The organism is Pseudoalteromonas tetraodonis (assembly GCF_002310835.1).
Lineage (GTDB): Bacteria > Pseudomonadota > Gammaproteobacteria > Enterobacterales > Alteromonadaceae > Pseudoalteromonas > Pseudoalteromonas tetraodonis.
Map to the genome: position 1 here is coordinate 1,787,455 of NZ_CP011041.1, position 15,767 is coordinate 1,803,221.

The 15,767-nt window shown below is 40.2% G+C and carries 14 protein-coding genes; 6 read left to right on the forward strand and 8 right to left on the reverse strand.

Going from position 1 to position 15,767, the window contains the following annotated elements:
• Positions 1 to 52 precede the first annotated feature (52 nt).
• On the reverse strand, positions 53 to 1,690 hold the full coding sequence (gene pgm / locus PTET_RS08255; protein ID WP_013465002.1) for a phosphoglucomutase (alpha-D-glucose-1,6-bisphosphate-dependent): 1,638 nt from the start codon (positions 1,688 to 1,690) through the stop codon (positions 53 to 55).
• A gap of 9 nt (positions 1,691 to 1,699) precedes the next feature.
• On the reverse strand, positions 1,700 to 2,284 hold the full coding sequence (gene seqA, locus PTET_RS08260; protein ID WP_008113782.1) for a replication initiation negative regulator SeqA: 585 nt from the start codon (positions 2,282 to 2,284) through the stop codon (positions 1,700 to 1,702).
• A 489-nt stretch (positions 2,285 to 2,773) separates the two neighbouring features.
• Here seqA and PTET_RS08265 point away from each other — a divergent pair, with 489 nt between their 5' ends.
• The 5 genes from PTET_RS08265 to fur all read left to right on the forward strand — a co-directional run bounded on the left by PTET_RS08265 (position 2,774) and on the right by fur (position 5,305).
• On the forward strand, positions 2,774 to 3,541 hold the full coding sequence (locus PTET_RS08265; protein ID WP_096038453.1) for an alpha/beta fold hydrolase: 768 nt from the start codon (positions 2,774 to 2,776) through the stop codon (positions 3,539 to 3,541).
• 95 nt (positions 3,542 to 3,636) lie between these two features.
• On the forward strand, positions 3,637 to 3,858 hold the full coding sequence (locus PTET_RS08270; RefSeq protein WP_008113777.1) for a DUF2788 domain-containing protein: 222 nt from the start codon (positions 3,637 to 3,639) through the stop codon (positions 3,856 to 3,858).
• 2 nt (positions 3,859 to 3,860) lie between these two features.
• Positions 3,861 to 4,139, forward strand: a complete 279-nt coding sequence (gene ybfE, locus PTET_RS08275) for a LexA regulated protein (protein WP_008113775.1) — start codon at positions 3,861 to 3,863, stop codon at positions 4,137 to 4,139.
• A gap of 13 nt (positions 4,140 to 4,152) precedes the next feature.
• Entirely contained in the window at positions 4,153 to 4,680 is a 528-nt protein-coding gene (gene fldA, locus PTET_RS08280; RefSeq protein ID WP_008113772.1) for a flavodoxin FldA, read from the forward strand.
• A 181-nt stretch (positions 4,681 to 4,861) separates the two neighbouring features.
• Positions 4,862 to 5,305, forward strand: a complete 444-nt coding sequence (gene fur, locus PTET_RS08285; RefSeq protein WP_013465004.1) for a ferric iron uptake transcriptional regulator — start codon at positions 4,862 to 4,864, stop codon at positions 5,303 to 5,305.
• A 72-nt stretch (positions 5,306 to 5,377) separates the two neighbouring features.
• Here fur and glnS read toward each other — a convergent pair whose 3' ends face one another.
• Positions 5,378 to 7,042 carry a glutamine--tRNA ligase gene (glnS, locus tag PTET_RS08290; protein WP_058154670.1) on the reverse strand — a complete coding sequence of 555 codons (1,665 nt, stop codon included), beginning with the start codon at positions 7,040 to 7,042 and terminating at the stop codon, positions 5,378 to 5,380.
• A gap of 214 nt (positions 7,043 to 7,256) precedes the next feature.
• On the opposite strand from glnS, the gene PTET_RS08295 reads away from it, so the two are divergent.
• Positions 7,257 to 8,327 carry a DUF3083 family protein gene (locus tag PTET_RS08295; protein WP_058154672.1) on the forward strand — a complete coding sequence of 357 codons (1,071 nt, stop codon included), beginning with the start codon at positions 7,257 to 7,259 and terminating at the stop codon, positions 8,325 to 8,327.
• A gap of 78 nt (positions 8,328 to 8,405) precedes the next feature.
• On the opposite strand, the gene sucD is transcribed toward PTET_RS08295, so the two are convergent.
• The 5 genes from sucD to PTET_RS08320 all read right to left on the reverse strand — a co-directional run bounded on the left by sucD (position 8,406) and on the right by PTET_RS08320 (position 15,765).
• Complete coding sequence (gene sucD / locus PTET_RS08300; RefSeq protein ID WP_024603036.1) at positions 8,406 to 9,278, reverse strand: succinate--CoA ligase subunit alpha; 873 nt, start codon at positions 9,276 to 9,278, stop codon at positions 8,406 to 8,408.
• Positions 9,278 to 10,444, reverse strand: a complete 1,167-nt coding sequence (gene sucC, locus PTET_RS08305; RefSeq protein WP_008464053.1) for an ADP-forming succinate--CoA ligase subunit beta — start codon at positions 10,442 to 10,444, stop codon at positions 9,278 to 9,280. The genes sucD and sucC overlap by 1 nt, the downstream gene beginning before the upstream one ends.
• Before the next feature lie 176 nt (positions 10,445 to 10,620).
• The gene (gene odhB / locus PTET_RS08310; protein WP_013465009.1) at positions 10,621 to 12,138 is read right to left on the reverse strand and encodes a 2-oxoglutarate dehydrogenase complex dihydrolipoyllysine-residue succinyltransferase; all 1,518 of its coding nucleotides are present in this window, start codon (positions 12,136 to 12,138) and stop codon (positions 10,621 to 10,623) included.
• Between the two features lie 3 nt (positions 12,139 to 12,141).
• Positions 12,142 to 14,961: a 2-oxoglutarate dehydrogenase E1 component gene (gene sucA / locus PTET_RS08315; RefSeq protein WP_024603038.1), complete on the reverse strand. Its 2,820-nt coding sequence runs from the start codon at positions 14,959 to 14,961 to the stop codon at positions 12,142 to 12,144.
• A gap of 87 nt (positions 14,962 to 15,048) precedes the next feature.
• Positions 15,049 to 15,765 carry a succinate dehydrogenase iron-sulfur subunit gene (locus tag PTET_RS08320; RefSeq protein WP_008112091.1) on the reverse strand — a complete coding sequence of 239 codons (717 nt, stop codon included), beginning with the start codon at positions 15,763 to 15,765 and terminating at the stop codon, positions 15,049 to 15,051.
• Between the last annotated feature and the right edge of the window lie 2 nt (positions 15,766 to 15,767).

Here is a 15,767-nt window from a genome sequence, read left to right on the forward strand (position 1 = left end):
ATAGATACAAAAACGGCTGATAAAATCAGCCGTTTTTAGTTGTAATTGTATATTAGCTAATCACTGAATCAACCAGTTTTTTAGCTTCTTTTTCTAATAAGGCTAAGTGCTCTTCGCCTTTAAATGATTCTAAGTAAATTTTATAAATATCTTCCGTACCTGACGGACGCGCCGCAAACCAGCCGCTTTCAGTTACCACTTTTAGCCCACCAATAGCTGCATTATTACCTGGCGCATGAGTTAGCTTTTGTAAAATAGGCTCACCCGCTAAGGTATCTGCTTTTACGTCATCAGCACTGAGTGCTTTTAATCGCGACTTTTGCTCAGGCGTTGCTGGCGCATCTAGGCGTTTATAAAGTGGCGCACCAAACTCTTGCTCTAGTTCTTTATACAGCGCAGACGGTGTTTTACCTGTAACAGCAAGAATTTCAGCGGCGAGTAACCCCATGATAAAGCCATCTTTATCTGTACACCAAACCGTGCCATCAAAACGTAAGAAAGCCGCTCCAGCGCTTTCTTCACCACCAAAGGCCAATTTGCCTTTGTTTAAACCCTCAACAAACCATTTAAAGCCAACGGGTACTTCTTTTACTTTACGCTTGTTGCGCTCAGTTACTTTGTCAATCATTGAGCTAGAAACAAGGGTTTTACCGATTTCAACACTGGCATCCCAATCACGATGCGTTAGTAAATAGTCAATCGCTACGGCTAAAAAGTGATTAGGATTCATTAACCCATCTGGTGTTACTATGCCGTGACGGTCATAATCAGGGTCATTACCAATCGATAAATCAAAATCATCTTTAAGGGCAATTAAATTAGCCATTGAATAAGGTGATGAGCAATCCATACGAATTTTGCCATCTTTATCAAGCGGCATAAATGCAAAACGTGGATCAACACTGTCATTAACGACCGTTAAATCTAAATTATATTTTTGCGCAATCACTGGCCAAAAGTTAATGCCTGAGCCACCTAATGGATCAATACCAATCTTGATGCCTGCATCGCTAATCGCTTTTAAATTAATAATGTTTTTTAAATCATCAATATAAGGCGTCATTAAATCTTCGTAGCGAATAAAACCAGAACGTGAAGCTTTAGCAAAAGGAAACAGTTCTACTTCAACTAAGTCTTCTAATAATAATTGATTGGCTCTGTCTTCAATCCATTTTGTAACGTCTGTATCTGCAGGACCGCCATTGGGCGGGTTATATTTAAAACCGCCATCTTCTGGTGGATTATGAGATGGAGTCACTACAATGCCATCGGCAAGCTCATTAGGATGATTTTTATTATAACTAACAATAGCATGGCTAATAACTGGCGTTGGAGTAAAGTCACCATTTTCTTGGGTGATCACTTGGACTTCATTAGCAACCAACACTTCAATTGCTGAGTTAAAGGCCGCCTCGCTCAGTGCGTGGGTATCTTTACCTAAAAATAACGGACCAAATATATCGTTCTGTTTTCTGTAATCACAAATAGCTTGGGTGATTGATAATATGTGCGATTCGTTAAATTTTACATCGTAGGCACAGCCTCGGTGTCCTGAGGTACCAAATGCAACACAATGCTCGGGGTTTTGCTCTAAGTCAGGCTCATTTAAATAATACGCAGACACTAACTTTGGTACATTCACTAAAGCCGATTGTGGTGCAGTTTTACCTGCGCCGGAATGAATTGCCATGGTCTTTCCTTAAAGATAATCACGAATTTTTTCAGCTTGCTCGTTGCTGTAGCCTAAACTAAGTGCAACTTCATGCAGCATCATTTTTTTACGCGTGGTATTAGAATTGGTCATCACCCAATATTCACTGTCAGTGATATTTTTTGGGTTCATACTACTACCGCTATTCACTAAGTCTTCTTTACTGGTCGCGAAGTAAACACGATCGCGGCCTTTTATATCAAGCACCGCAGAGAAGTCTGTTTTGTGCGTTCGGTAAAATGCACTTAATATAAATAAGAAACGACCAACAACACCTTTTTGCATTGCCAGCTCTTCTTTATTTAAAATGTTAAATACGTTTGCATTTTTTTTATTTACCGGCGGTTTTGCCACTTGGGTTGGCTGTTCAACGTCTGCTATAGGTTGTTCTAGTGATGAATTAGACACACTAACGGTTTCATTTTTATGATCAGTGTCTAGTTTAGTGGTGTTAATTTTTTCGCCGTTGAGATTTAATAAACGACGTAAAATAGTGGATGCACTCTCACCAATACTCTGTGTATTGCTTGCAATGTACTGATATAACTCGTCGTCTATGTCGATTTGTTTCATGTTCTTCCTGTCATTACGGGTCACATTTTTCTTTCGATATGATTATACCCAAATCACCTCAAGATGCGAGTTTCAGTTGGAATTAAAAGCGATTTAGGCAAGGCATTGATTGCAAACAATAGTCGTTCTATTGCTAAAACCAATAACGCAGTATAAATCGCTTTTAAACCAACCCTCTGGGCGTTTCACAGGAACTTACTCTCATCGTTGTTAATTTTTAAAAGGGATCACCATTGTTGCAAACTAACGCCTTGATATTAAGCCCCGGTGAAACGCTGAATTCTGTATCTTGTGATGGTTTGGGTATATACCCAATCCAGTTAGAAATGCGAGTTACAACCCACGCGACTCTAAACATAGTAGTAATTAATAATGACCAAATAATCAGGAAGCTAGGTATTTTTGAGTCCAACATACAAATAATATCTGTATTTTTTGCTTTTTAGGGTAATGCTCGGCAAACTATGCGCAAAATTGAAGGAGGCGTCTATGCAATTAAATTACAAACAAATTGGTCAAGGTCCAAATGTTATTTTGATCCATGGACTGTTTGGCTCTTTAGAAAACCTTAATGTGATTGCAAAACCATTAAGCGAGCATTTTTGTGTAACCAACGTTGATTTACGTAATCATGGCCTTTCGCCCCACAGCGATGAAATGGATTATACTGCAATGGCTAATGATGTTGTTGAATTAATGACGGCATTAAACATACAAAAAGCGCATCTGGTTGGGCACTCTATGGGCGGCAAAGTGGCGATGCAAATAGCACTGAGCCATACTGATTTAGTCGATAAACTAGTGGTTCTTGATATTGCGCCTGTGAGCTACCCTGCGCGCCATACTCAAATACTTGAGGCTTTAAATGCAGTTAAAAATGCAGATATTAGTGATAGAAAGCAAGCTGATTTAGTAATGCAACCGTATATAGAGGAGTTAGGTGTACGTCAGTTTTTATTAAAAAGCTTATATAAAAATGATGATGGGCACTTTGTTTGGCGCTTTAATTTACCTGTGCTCGATAATAAATATTCAACTATTACCGCAAACATTAATGCAAATAATTCTTGTTTGTGCGAAACTCTGTTTATTAAAGGTAATGACTCTGACTACATTTTAACCGAGCATCGCGAAGCGATTAATGCGCTGTTTAAAAACGTCAGTGCAATAATCATTCATGGTGCGGGTCATTGGTTACATGCCCAAAAACCACAGGCTGTAAACAAAGCAATCAATGATTTTTTAACTGCAGTTTAATGTTATTTTTATGGCGTGTTTTTGATTTATCACACTAAATAATTAAAGATTTATGTGCTATAGTACGCGCCGTTTAATTTAAAGGTTATACGTCGATGGTCAGTCAGTTTATTAACGAATTTGATACCTTAGGGTTGTATTTTGGCTTAGCAGGTATTTTTATTTTTATCGGCTTGGCAATTAAAGACGTACTGAAAAGCGGCAATGTGCCTAAATTTGGTCGTTATATTGTGTGGCTGGTACTCTTTTTAGGTTGCTCTGGCTTTATTGCCAAAGGACTTATTCAGGTATTTTGGCAAGGTGCGGGTGTAGGTTAAGCATGGCCAAGTCAGAAACAGATAGAACAACGCTTGATTTATTTGAATACGAGAAACGTCCAGGTAGACCTAAAACTAATCCCCTTCCTCGGGATATGCAGTTAAAGGTTAATAAACGTAATCAAATAAAAAGAGATAAGGCACGTGGTTTAAAGCGTGTTGAATTTAAAGTTTCGTCACAGCTGTATCAGGCACTGAGTGATATGGCAGATGCACAAAATATTAGCCGCAGTGCGTTGATCGAAACAATTTTACAAGAAAGATTGGCTATTGATAGATAAAAGGTTTAAATCCATGGCAAGTGTAGGCATTTTTTTCGGAAGTGACACAGGTAACACAGAACACGTAGCAAAAATGATCCAAAAAGAATTGGGTAAAAAGCTCGTTGCTGTGCATGACATTGCAAAAAGCTCTAAAGAAGAGATTGCTGAGTTTGATCTGATCTTATTCGGTATTCCAACTTGGTATTATGGTGAAGCACAATGTGATTGGGATGATTTCTTTCCTGAGCTTGAAGAAGTAAGCTTTGAAGGTAAACTAGTGGCTATTTTTGGCTGTGGCGACCAAGAAGACTATGCAGAATACTTCTTAGATGCTATGGGCATGATCAACGATATCGTAACAGAACGTGGCGCTATTGTTGTTGGCCATTGGCCAACAGACAGTTATGATTTTGAAGCATCAAAAGGCATGGCTGATGACAAGCATTTTGTTGGTTTAGGTATTGATGAAGACCGTCAGCCAGAATTGACTGAGCAGCGCGTTAAGCAATGGTGTGCTCAGGTATATGATGAAATGTGCTTAAGTGAGTTAGCAGATTAATCCCCCCTTTTAATGCTAACTGTTTAAAATATTATCAAACAGTTAGCATTTTCCGCGTTAATATTGATATAGATCAATTGTTCTTTGCACTTCCTGCTAAGGCACGTTATCCTAACTGTTATTGTGACGAGTACATCTTGCAAGATGTCTAGTATAACTAAATAAAATTGAGACAGATTTAATGACTGATCATAACTTGGAACTTAAAAAAGCCGGGCTAAAGGTAACTTTACCGCGTATTAAAATTTTAGAGATTCTTCAATCTCCAGATAACCAACACATAAGCGCTGAAGATGTTTACAAGGTTTTATTAGATCTAGGCGAAGAAATTGGTCTTGCGACTGTTTACCGTGTTTTAAATCAATTTGATGATGCAGGAATTGTAAGCCGTCACCACTTTGAAGGCGGTAAGTCAGTATTTGAACTTTCTGGCAGCACTCACCATGACCACTTAGTGTGTTTAAAATGTGGCAAGGTTGTTGAGTTTGAAGATGATTTAATTGAACGTCGTCAACTTGAAATAGCTGAAGAAAACGGTATTAAGCTGACCAATCACTCTCTTTACCTATATGGCGAATGTGAAGATAAAGACGCGTGTAAAGCGTTTGCGCAAAGCAATAGTTAAAAGCCTATTTAGTTTAATAAAAAAAAACCTGCGATTAAGCAGGTTTTTTTATAACTAAAAAACAGAGCAATATTATTTGTGCTCTATTTTAGCCCACGAATCACGTAAGCCTACCGTTTGGTTAAATACCACGTTTTCTGATTTAGTATCACGTGAGAAATAACCGGTACGCTCAAACTGAAAACCTTGTGCTGGTACAGAATTAGCCAATGAAGGTTCAAGTTTAGCATTAGAAATAACCACTAATGAGTCTGGGTTTAACGTGCTTTCAAAGTCCTCTGCGGCTGCAGGGTTAGGCACACTGAATAAACGGTCATATAAACGTACTTCAGCTGTCACTGACCCAGGCGCAGATACCCAATGAATAACCCCTTTTACTTTACGACCATCGCTTGGATTTTTACCCAATGTTTCAGGATCGTAAGTACAGTAAATAGTTGTAATTTCACCATTGTCGTCTTTTTCAACACGCTCTGCCTTAATCACATAAGCACCACGTAAGCGTACTTCTTTATCAAGCACTAAACGTTTAAACTTATTGTTCGCTTCTTCACGGAAATCTTCGCGTTCGATAAAAATTTCACGCGTGAAAGGCACTTCACGGCGACCCATTTCTTCTTTATTTGGGTGATTAGCCACAGAAAGCGTTTCTACTTTATCGGCTTCATAATTCTCAATCACAATTTTCACTGGATCAAGTACAGCCATTGCACGCGGAGCATTTTCGTTTAAGTCATCACGGATACACGCTTCAAGCATGCCCATTTCAACCATATTTTCCTGCTTAGTAATACCGATACGCTGACAGAATTCACGTACAGATGCCGGTGTATAACCACGACGACGCAGACCCGCAATGGTTGGCATACGCGGATCATCCCACCCTTCTACGTGCTTATTAACCACTAAGTCATTAAGCTTACGCTTTGACATAATTGTGTATTCAAGGTTTAAACGTGAAAACTCAATTTGTTGCGGGTGACATTCAAGGCTGATGTTATCCAATACCCAGTCATATAAACGACGGTTATCTTGGAACTCTAGCGTACATAATGAATGAGTAATGCCTTCAAGTGCATCAGAAATACAATGCGTGAAGTCGTACATTGGGTAAATGCACCACTTATCCGCTGTTTGATGATGATTAGCAAAACGTATACGGTATATAATTGGATCGCGCAGCACCATAAATGAGCTGGCCATATCTATTTTAGCGCGAAGGACACATTCACCTTCTTTAAATTCACCGTTACGCATTTTTTCAAATAATGCGAGGTTTTCTTCAGGTGATGTTTCGCGGTATGGGCTGTTTTTACCAGGCTCTTTTAATGTACCACGGTATTCGCGAGCTTGATCTGCAGTTAAGAAACAAACATACGCTAAGCCTTTATTGATAAGCTCTACCGCATAACCATAAAGCAGATCAAAATAGTTTGACGAATACTTAATCTCACCATCCCAATTAAACCCTAACCACTGTACGTCTTCTTTAATTGAATTAACGTAGTTAATATCTTCTTTTTCTGGGTTTGTATCGTCAAAACGAAGGTTACATAAACCGTTATAGTCTTTGGCGATACCAAAATTTAAGCAAATTGATTTTGCATGGCCAATATGTAAAAAGCCATTAGGTTCAGGTGGAAAACGGGTATGCGTTGTGGCATGTTTTCCACTTGCTAAATCTTCATCAATTCGGGTTCTAATAAAGTTATTTGGGCGATTCTCGATTTCCGCCATAGGATTATAAACCTCTGTATATTGCGTGATAACAAAACTACTGCATTATTACAAAAACCAACCTTAACATACAGTAATAGATGCGGGTTTATGCAGTTATTACCAAAGTTTGTTAGATAAGGGATAGTTTATGAGCAAAATTTGTTTTAGCGCAATATTAAAGTCATTAAAGCGATTTATAGTAAACGAATAACCCCAACTTAAAGGAACGAAGATGGCCTCATTAAATCAACACCGCATATATATTCCAAGTAATGCACGTGCAAATCATTACTTATTAGCCGAAATTACACCTAATGAAGATTTTTATAAAAACTTCAGTAATATTAATGCTTGCTATGAACGAATTGCGCGTCAGTTATTTGCATCATGTGATGAATATGAACTGCATAATGTCCATTTACTCGCAAATGATAAACTCCCAGTGGTGAGATTTCATGATGAGTCTTACCAACTTGAAACCGATAAGCAAATGTTGTTTTTTTATAACCCTCGTTACCATGAAGCGCATAAACTTCATCACACAGAAAATCAGCAAAGTAAAAAAATACGCCTATTGTTTTTAGCTACTGGTGAAGATATACGTGCCCACTCTGCGCAATTTCATACCAATGTACAAAAAGTATTGAGTCATTTACAAGATCAGTTATTCTTAGACCAGCCAAGCTTTAAGCTGCGCGATCATCAACATTTAACCTATGATTTATTCGCTAAAGAAAAAGGTAATAAAGAAAGCTATGGATATAAACTAAGAAGTTTATACCCTCGTTATCAATCCAGACAATGCGCAATACCTAGTAGCCATGCTGAAATGACTTACGTCACCTTCTCTATTCCCGTGTCACGTAATATTAAAACGCAATTTCAAACACAAATTAATAGCCATACTTATAAACCGTTTTATAACCACTTTTTGCAGTTATTTACTCAACTTTGTGAAGATAATAAACTCACCCATGCAGCGATGGTTGCCAATGGGGCAATGCCAATAATTCGTAATAGTGAAGTAGATAGAAATGAGGGAAATGGTGAGTTACAAAAAATTAGTTTTGATATAGAAGATTCAGCGCCGCAATTAAAAGTATTTTTTGATGAAAATAAACTCGTAGAGACGCTACATTTTGTGATTGTTGCCGCCGCACATAACAAACATGAGATTGGCTATGGTCGCTTTATGAACCAAGTAGAGAAAACCGTTCATGCATTCTGTGATGAATTAGCTATTAATAAGCAGCGCCAAGATTTATCTCTGCGATTTTTTCAACATATTAGTTACCCGTTTTAAGATTAAGGGCAATACGCTCTAGCCATACATAACAAAAAGGCTCGCAATTGCGAGCCTTTTTTAAAGAATAACCGCTGATTACCAGCCTGTTTTTTCTTTAAGTGCTTTACCGATATCAGCCAGTGAACGTACAGTTTTTACGCCCGCAGCTTCTAATGCAGCAAATTTCTCATCAGCAGTACCTTTACCGCCTGCGATGATTGCGCCAGCGTGACCCATACGCTTACCTTCTGGTGCAGTAACACCAGCAATGTAAGAAACAACAGGTTTAGTTACGTTAGCTTTGATGTACTCTGCAGCTTCTTCTTCTGCAGTACCACCAATTTCACCAATCATTACGATTGCTTCAGTTTGGTCGTCTTTTTCGAACATTTCTAAAACGTCGATAAAGTTAGTACCTGGGATTGGGTCACCACCAATACCAACACACGTAGACTGACCAAAACCAGCATCTGTAGTTTGCTTAACCGCTTCGTACGTTAAAGTACCAGAGCGAGAAACAATACCTACTTTACCAGGCTTGTGGATGTGACCAGGCATGATACCAATCTTAGTCTCACCAGGAGTGATAACACCTGGACAGTTAGGACCGATCATACGTGTACCTGTTTGATCTAGTTTAACTTTAACGTCAACCATATCAAGTGTAGGAATACCTTCAGTGATACAAACAATTAGCTCGATGCCCGCATCGATTGCTTCTAAGATTGCATCTTTACAAAAAGGTGCTGGTACGTAGATAACTGATGCAGTTGCGCCAGTTGCTTCTACAGCGTCACGTACTGTGTTAAATACTGGAAGACCAAGGTGCGTTTGACCGCCTTTACCTGGGCTTACACCACCAACCATTTGTGTACCGTACTCAAGCGCTTGCTCTGAGTGGAAAGTACCTTGACCACCAGTGAAACCTTGACAGATAACTTTTGTATCTTTATTGATTAATACAGACATTATTTGCCCTCCGCAGCAGCAACAACTTTTTCAGCCGCGTCTGTTAATGATTCAGCAGCGATGATGTTTAGATCAGACTTAGCAAGTACTTCACGACCTAGTTCAGCATTAGTACCTTCTAAACGTACAACTACTGGTACTGTTACACCTACTTCTTTAACTGCGCCAATGATGCCTTCTGCAATCATGTCACAACGAACGATACCGCCGAAGATGTTAACTAAAACAGCTTTAACGTTGTCATCTGAAAGGATAATTTTGAATGCTTCAGATACACGTTCTTTCGTTGCGCCGCCACCAACATCTAGGAAGTTAGCTGGCTTGCCACCGTGTAGGTTTACGATGTCCATAGTACCCATTGCTAGGCCTGCACCGTTAACCATACAACCTACATTACCATCAAGGGCTACGTAGTTAAGCTCGAAGCTTGCTGCGTGAGCTTCACGCGCATCTTCTTGAGATGGATCGTGCATTTCACGGATTTTAGGTTGACGGTAAAGTGCATTACCATCGATACCGATTTTACCATCTAGACAGTGAAGGTTACCTTCATCTGTGATTACTAGCGGGTTGATTTCAAGTAATGCGAAATCGAAATCGTTGAACATATTACCAAGACCCATGAAGATCTTAACAAACTGTTTCATTTGCGTTGGGTTAAGACCCAATTTAAAACCAAGCTCACGTGCTTGGTAAGCTTGAGGACCTACTAATGGATCGATCTCAGCTTTGTGGATAAGTTCTGGTGTTTCTTCAGCAACAGTTTCAATTTCAACGCCGCCTTCAGTAGACGCCATGAACACAACTTTACGAGAAGCACGGTCAACAACAGCACCTAGGTACAGTTCGTTAGCGATGTCAGTACAGCTTTCTACTAAAATTTTAGCAACTGGCTGGCCTTTCTCGTCTGTTTGGTAAGTAACTAGGTTTTTACCTAACCAGTTAGCTGCAAACGCTTTAACTTCGTCGATAGTTTTAACTAGCTTTACACCGCCAGCTTTACCACGTCCACCTGCGTGAACCTGAGTTTTAACAACCCACATATCGCCGCCAATCTTTTCAGCAGCTGCTGCAGCTTCTTCAGGTGTATCGCAAGCGAAACCTTGAGAAACTGGTAAACCATATTCGGCAAAAAGTTGTTTTGCCTGATACTCATGCAAATTCATGATGCTTTATCCAATTTTTTATATTAAAAGAGTTGAATATTTATGCAAATAAACAACTATCCCAAATTGCGTGCCTAGTATAGATCTCATGGCGCTACATGAAAACCCCAGTATGACCATAGGCACAAAAAAAAAGCTGTGATTTTAACTCACAGCTTATATTTCATACTACTTAATTAAACATCCAGCAGTAAACGTGTTGGATCTTCAAGTAACTCTTTAATTGTTACTAAGAAACCAACTGATTCTTTACCATCGATTTGGCGGTGATCGTAAGATAACGCTAAGTACATCATAGGTAAGATTTCAACTTTACCGTTTACAGCCATTGGACGATCTTGGATTTTGTGCATACCCAAAATTGAAGACTGCGGTAAGTTAATAATTGGAGTAGATAGTAACGAACCGAATACACCACCGTTGGTGATAGTGAAGTTACCGCCGGTCATATCGTCAAGTGTTAGCTTACCATCACGACCTTTAAGCGCTAGCTCACGAATACCCTTTTCGATTTCTGCAACAGATAGCTTGTCACAGTCTTTAAGTACAGGTGTTACTAAGCCACGAGGTGTAGAAACAGCAATGCTGATGTCGAAATAGTTGTGGTAAACAATATCATCGCCATCAATAGATGCATTTACATCTGGGAAACGCTTTAACGCTTCAGTCACTGCTTTCACGTAGAAAGACATGAAACCTAAACGGATACCGTGGCGCTTTTCAAATACTTCTTGGTACTGCTTACGAAGATCCATGATTGGCTTCATGTTAACTTCGTTAAATGTAGTTAACATTGCAGTTGAGTTTTTCGCTTCAAGAAGACGATTCGCAATGGTTTTACGTAAACGTGTCATAGGCACACGTTTTTGTGTGCGGTCACCCATAGGTGCTGCTGGCGCTGCTTCAGCTTTTGCTGCTGGAGCAGGTGATTTCAAGAATTGATCAACATCTTCTTTAGTCACACGACCATTTTTACCTGAACCTTTGATTTTTGATGCATCAAGGCCTTTCTCAGCAATTAAACGACGAACTGATGGCGTTAACACATCTGAACTGTCGCTTGAGCTTTCTTCTTTGGCTGCTGGTGCATCCGCTTTAGCGTCAGATTTAGCGGGTGCAGCGCCTGCTTTTACTTTACCAATTACTTGCTCACCAAGAACAGTATCGCCTTCGTCATGAATGATTTCACCCATAACGCCGTCTTCTTGGGCAACCACTTCAAGTACAACTTTATCTGTTTCAATATCAACCAAGTTTTGGTCGCGTGTTACCGCGTCACCTGGTTGAACATGCCAAGTAGCAATTGTTGCATCTGCAACTGATTCTGGAAGTACAGGTACTTTAATATCCACTTCTTTACCTTCTGATGCTGGTGCTGATTGCGCCGCCGGCGCGTCTTCTGATTTTTCTGATGCTGAGCTATCTTCTTTTGGCTCTTTACTTGGTGATGCTTCTTGCGCATCACCAATTAAACCGATCACTTGGTCACCAAGTACCGTAGCACCTTCTTCTTGTGAAATTTCAGTGATCACACCGTCATTTTGTGCAACCACTTCTAAAACCACTTTGTCTGTTTCAATATCTACTAAGTTTTGGTCACGGCTTACTTTGTCGCCAACACTTACATGCCATGTAGCAACGGAAGCATCTGCAACCGACTCAGGAAGAACAGGAACTTTAATTTCTGTGCTCATTGCTTATCCTTTCTTTTCTATAGTAAGCGCGTCGGCAACGAGCGCTTGTTGTTCTTTAGTATGTACTGACATATATCCACATGCAGGAGATGCTGATGCCTTACGGCCTGCATATTTCAATTTTGCACCTTGTGGAATTGCATCAACAAAGTGATGTTGTGAACAGTACCAAGCGCCTTGGTTTTGCGGCTCTTCCTGACACCACACAAAATCAGTAACGTGTTGGTAACGTTCAATAATTGCTTTCATTTCGTCATGTGGGAACGGGTAAAGCTGCTCAACACGAACAATTGCAATATTGTCTTGCTCAAGTTTACGACGCTCTTGTAATAGTTCGTAGTAAACTTTGCCGCTACAAAATACAACACGTTCTACTTTCTTAGCATCAATCTCATCAATTTCATCAATGATGTTGTGGAATACACCCTCAGAAAGCTCTTCTAGCGATGACGTTGCAAGTGGATGACGTAGCAATGATTTAGGTGTCATTACAATCAGTGGACGACGCAGTGGTCTAACTGATTGACGACGTAACATTGCGTACACTTGCGCCGGTGTTGATGGCACACATACTTGCATGTTGTGATCAGCACAAAGCTGTAAAAAGCGTTCCAGACGAGCCGAGCTGTGCTCTGGACCCTGACCTTCATAGCCATGAGGTAACAAACACGTTAAGCCACATAAGCGACCCCACTTTTGTTCACCTGAACTTAAGAACTGGTCAAATACCACCTGTGCACCATTAGCGAAATCACCAAATTGTGCTTCCCACAATACTAATGAAGTCGGCTCTGCAGTTGCATAACCATATTCAAATGCTAATACCGCTTCTTCAGACAGTACTGAGTCGAACACTTCAAACGTACCTTGATCTTCACTAAGGTTCTGTAATGGTAAATACGTTGCACCATCTTTTTGACTATGAACAACCGCATGACGGTGGAAGAAGGTACCACGGCCTGAATCTTGTCCAGTTAGACGAATATCAGTGCCTTCAGCTGCAATAGTTGCATACGCTAAAGTTTCTGCCATACCCCAATCAAGTGGTTTTTCGCCAGCAGCCATTGCTTTACGATCATCGTATATTTTTTTAACACGAGATTGTGCTTTGTACTCTTCTGGGTAACTTGCAACTATGTTACCAAGTTCTTTAAGCTTTTCTACCGAAACGCTAGCATCGTAATCAACACTCCATTCATGGCCTACATACTTAGCCCAATCTGAAGAGTGTGATGTTTCTGGCTGTATTTCTTCAACAACACAGTTGCCATCGTCTAAACCATTACGGTAATCATCAGCAAGCGCTTTCACTTCATCTTCTGTGAAAGAACCTTCAGAAATCAGCTGATCCGCGTAGATTAAGCGAGGTACTGGGTGTTTTTTAATTTTTTGGTACATAATTGGCTGTGTAGCGTTAGGCTCATCAGCTTCGTTATGACCATGGCGACGGTAACAAACAAGGTCAATCACAACGTCACGTTTAAACTGATTTCTAAAATCAAGCGCGAGTTGCGTTACAAAAGCAACCGCTTCAGGATCGTCAGAGTTTACGTGGAAAATTGGTGATTGAACCATTTTCGCGATATCAGTACAGTAATCAGTTGAGCGTACGTCGTCTTTTTTACTTGTTGTAAAACCAACTTGGTTATTAACAACAATACGGATACTACCGCCACAACTAAATGCATTAGTTTGCGATAAGTTAAACGTTTCTTGAACAACACCCTGACCTGCAATTGCTGAGTCGCCGTGGATAGTGATTGGAAGTGCTTTGCTGCCTGTTTTGTCATTAAGACGATCAAGACGTGCACGCACAGAGCCCATAACCACCGGATTTACGATTTCTAAATGCGACGGGTTAAACGCAAGTGCCATGTGCACGTTGCCACCTTTAGTCGCGAAATCTGATGAATAACCCATGTGGTATTTAACATCACCTGAGCTTAACGTTTCTTTGTGCTTGCCAGCAAACTCATCAAAAAGTTCTGATGGATTTTTGCCTAGCACATTAACAAGAACATTTAAGCGACCGCGGTGAGCCATACCAATAACGGCTTCTTTTTGGCCACTTTCACCGGCACGGTGAATAAGCTCTTTTAACATAGGCACTAACGCATCGCCACCTTCAAGTGAGAAACGCTTAGCACCCGGGAACTTAGCACCTAAATATTTTTCAAGACCATCAGCCGCCGTTAATCCCTTGAGGATTCGTAGCTTTTCATTTTTATCAAATTTTGGCCTAGACTGAACAGACTCTAAACGCTGTTGTAACCAACGCTTTTCTTCTGTTGATGTGATGTGCATATACTCGGCGCCAATAGAACCACAGTAAGTGGTTTTTAGTGCTTGGTATAACTCACCTAAAGGCATAGTATCGCGGCCAACGGCAAACGATCCTACGTTAAATTCGCGGTCAAAGTCAGCATCCGATAAGTCGTGGTACTCTAGCTCTAAATCTCGTACACGTTCTCGTTGCCAAATACCTAGTGGATCTAGGTTTGCATTTTGGTGTCCACGAAAACGGAAAGCATTAATAAGTTGCAGTACTTTAACCTGTTTAAGGTCGCCACCACTGCCCTCTGCTACCACTACTTCTCTATGCTTGTTTTTAGCAAGCGCCGCAAATTGTGAACGAACTTCTGAATGTTTTACTTCAACATCCACACCATCTACTTTTGGTAACTGTTCGAACACTTCTCGCCATTCTTCTGGCACCGAAGTCGCATCGTCTAAATACGCTTCATAAAGCTCTTCAACATAAGCAACGTTACCGCCGTTTAAATGTGAAGATTCTAGCCATGCCTTCATCACACCTTCGTGCATTTATAAGCCCTTTTTTTTAGCGCAGAAATTAATAGTTATATAACAAGATGGCTAATAAATTATTAGCCATCTTTCGTCTACTAGAAATTAAACCGAGCGGTTTAATAACATAGATTTTATTTGTCCAATTGCTTTGGTCGGATTAAGACCCTTAGGACAAACGCTAACACAGTTCATGATACTGTGGCAACGGAACACACTGAATGCATCGTCTAAGTCAGCTAAACGCTCTTCTGTTGCTGTGTCTCGGCTATCAGCTAAGAAACGGTAAGCATGAAGAAGGCCTGCTGGACCTATAAACTTATCTGGATTCCACCAGAAAGAAGGACACGATGTAGAACAACATGCACATAAAATACACTCGTAAAGCCCATCTAATTTATCACGTTCTTCGATAGATTGAAGACGTTCACCTGCAGCAGGCTCATCATTAATTAGATACGGTTTTACTTTTTCGTATTGAGTGTAGAACTGACTCATGTCAATAACAAGGTCACGAACAACAGGAAGTCCAGGTAATGGACGCACTACGATTTTACCTTTGCCATTTTTTTGCAGCGTAGATAAGGGAGTAATACATGCTAAACCGTTCTTACCATTCATGTTTACGCCGTCTGAACCACACACGCCTTCACGGCATGAACGACGAAACGATAGTGTAGGATCTTGCTCTTTTAATAGTAAAAGTGCATCCAATACCATCATGTCTTGGCCTTCCTCAGTTTGCAAAGTGTAATCTTGCATACGAGGTGCGTTATCAACATCCGGATTGTAACGATAAACTGAAAATTGTACTTGTGCCATCG